Origin of the sequence: Prevotella sp. CAG:592, from assembly GCF_000436015.1 — a bacterium.
In the GTDB taxonomy this organism is placed as follows: Bacteria; Bacteroidota; Bacteroidia; order Bacteroidales; family Bacteroidaceae; genus Prevotella; species Prevotella pectinovora.
The window spans coordinates 15,066-17,539 of sequence record NZ_FR892595.1 but is presented as its reverse complement, the minus strand read 5'-3'; the positions used below and the strand labels follow the sequence as shown (position 1 = coordinate 17,539).

Sequence of the window (2,474 nt, the reverse complement as noted above, 5' to 3'; positions counted from 1 at the left end):
TTTTGTTTTTTATAAGGTGTCTTTTGCTCGATTTTTACTATAACATTTGGAGCTTATACTAAAAGTGATTATCTTTGCGGCGTAAAACTTACACAAGGATGTAAGAGGTACATAAAACAATCGAGAAAATGGAAGAGAAAATGTATAGCTACAAATATCCACATCCGGCAGTCGCTACAGACTGCGTGATTTTCGGCTTCGACGGAATGAAACTCAAAATCCTGCTCATACAGCGCGGCATCGACCCATTCAAGGGGAAATGGGCGTTCCCTGGCGGTTTTCTGAAGATGGACGAGAGCGCCGAAGAGGGAGCTATGAGAGAACTGAAGGAAGAGACAAACCTGACAGCCACCTATCTGGAACAGTTCCACTGCTTCAGTTCGCCCAACCGCGACCCACGAGAGCGCGTCATCTCCATCGCCTTTCTTGCCCTGGTGAAGACGGAAGAGGTGAAGGGAGGCGATGATGCTGCCAAGGCACAGTGGTTTTCAATGGATGAAATCCCGCAGTTGGCATTCGACCACGAGAGCATCCTGCGCATGGCGATGAGCAAATTGCGCGAGCGAATCCACTTCCAGCCCATAGGCTTTGACCTGCTGCCCGAAAAATTCACGCTCAAGGAACTGCAGCTGCTATACGAAGCAATCCTCGGCGTGCATTTCGACCGCCGCAACTTTGCCAAGAAGATGCTGCATCTCGACATCCTCACACAACTCGACGAGACGGTGTGGCCTACGCCAAAGCGCAAGGCTTTCCTCTTCAGTTTCAATGAGGACAAATACAAAGAATTGAAGCAGAAAGGATTCCGGCTGGAATTTTAAAATACACAACGATTAATATACTATGTTAGGAGCGATAATCGGCGACATTGTCGGTAGCCGTTGGGAGTTTTTCTCCACCAATGATTATAATTTCGAGTTGTTTTCCGACAAGAACGACTTTACCGACGATACCATCTGCACTATCGCCGTGGCAGATGCCATAATGCATCAGAAGAGCTACGGAGCGGCGCTCCATGAATGGTGCAGGCGCTATCCAACCCCTATGGGTAGCTATGGAGGCAGTTTCAATGCGTGGGTGAGAAGCGACGAGCCACAGCCCTATGGGTCTTATGGCAATGGAGCGGCGATGAGAGTGAGTGCCATAGGGTGGGCATTCGACGACGAAGAGAGTGTGCTTGCCAATGCAGAACAGTCGGCAGCCTGCACACACAACCATCCTGAAGGCGTCAAGGGCGCACAGACCGTAGCCCTTGCCATACATCTGGCATTGAAGCTGCGCAGGTGTCATCAAGGAGAACCTGTTCTTCATGGCGAGATGATGGAGAAGGTGATAGCTCCATGCGTGGAATTCTCTGGCTACGATATCAATATACGTCGAGAGTCTGTATTGAACAGGTTTGACGAGACTTGTCAGGGAACCGTTCCAGTGGCATTATGCATCATAAGCAAGAGCGTCAACTTTGAGGATGCCATCCGCACTGCCGTTTCTCTTGGGGCGGATGCCGATACCCTCGGTGCCATAGTGGGAAGTATAGCAGAGGCAATATGGCCGATTCCCGAAGAGATGCGGAGAAACGCTTTGGGCTATCTGCCAGACGACATGCTCAAAGTGCTGAAAGACTGGGAGCGATATTTGGTTACAGTGCCATCCCGGAAGAATATGTAGAAGGACTGATTTATCGGGAGCAGTTAGACAATGTAATAGAAAAGCTGGCAGATATTTGTATACCACAAATCGGGCATCAGACTGTTGGGGAGTAACCGTTTTTTATAACAGACGTATAGTCTTTTCCGAAATAAAACAATACATTTGCAGACTTTTTATAAGAAAAACAAAACTTTAAACAAAACAATAAACATGAAAGAAGAATTGGAAGCACGCGTAAATCGTGCCGTTGACTATTTTATGCAGGGCTATGGCTGCTGTCAGAGTGTGGTGGCTGCTTTTGCTGACATCTATGGACTCGACGAGAAACTGGCTCTGAAAATCGCTGCAGGATTCGGTGGCGGAGTAGGCAAGATGCGCATGATGTGTGGCGCTGTGTCGGGACTGGTGATGCTCATTGGTCTGGAAGAAGGACAGACCGAGGGCGCTGACAACGAGGGAAAATCACATTGCTACAAGATTGTGCAGCAGCTGCTCGAAGAATCAAAGCAGCAGAACGGTTCTATAATCTGTGCCGAAATCCTCGGACTGAAAGGCTACGAGAAGGCTGCAAACAGCTATGTGGCTTCGGAGCGCACGGCAGAATACTACAAGAAGCGTCCTTGTGCGGCAAAGGTGGAAAGTGCCGCAAGAATATTCGCCGACTATCTGGAGAAGAAAGGGCAAGAGGCTTAAACCCTAATCGCTCATCAGAACTTGCTTGGGTTAGACGGACAATCTGTTTCAGCTAATGACCGGTTGGGATTCAAATAAAAATGGCACGCCGAATGATGGCGTGCCATTTTTATTTGTCGAGTTCAGACTCC

3 protein-coding genes are annotated in these 2,474 nt (G+C 48.6%); all 3 read left to right on the top strand.

Annotated features, from left to right (window positions below):
• The first annotated feature begins 128 nt into the window (after window positions 1–128).
• The 3 genes from QVO99_RS07620 (at window position 129) to QVO99_RS07610 (ending at window position 2,343) form a co-directional block, all read left to right on the top strand.
• The gene (locus QVO99_RS07620) at window positions 129–821 is read left to right on the top strand and encodes an NUDIX hydrolase (protein WP_022317017.1); all 693 of its coding nucleotides are present in this window, start codon (window positions 129–131) and stop codon (window positions 819–821) included.
• Between the two features lie 22 nt (window positions 822–843).
• The gene (locus QVO99_RS07615) at window positions 844–1,668 is read left to right on the top strand and encodes an ADP-ribosylglycohydrolase family protein (RefSeq protein WP_022317016.1); all 825 of its coding nucleotides are present in this window, start codon (window positions 844–846) and stop codon (window positions 1,666–1,668) included.
• 192 nt (window positions 1,669–1,860) lie between these two features.
• Window positions 1,861–2,343 (top strand): C-GCAxxG-C-C family protein, encoded by a 483-nt coding sequence (locus QVO99_RS07610; RefSeq protein WP_022317015.1) that lies wholly within the window; start codon window positions 1,861–1,863, stop codon window positions 2,341–2,343.
• Window positions 2,344–2,474: the final 131 nt, after the last annotated feature.

Excerpts from the sequence above, each read along its gene's own strand:
- QVO99_RS07615 (WP_022317016.1), top strand. The coding sequence starts at position 844 with ATGTTAGGAGCGATAATCGGCGACATTGTCGGTAGCCGTTGGGAGTTT.
- QVO99_RS07610 (WP_022317015.1), top strand. The coding sequence starts at position 1,861 with ATGAAAGAAGAATTGGAAGCACGCGTAAATCGTGCCGTTGACTATTTT.
- QVO99_RS07620 (WP_022317017.1), top strand. The coding sequence starts at position 129 with ATGGAAGAGAAAATGTATAGCTACAAATATCCACATCCGGCAGTCGCT.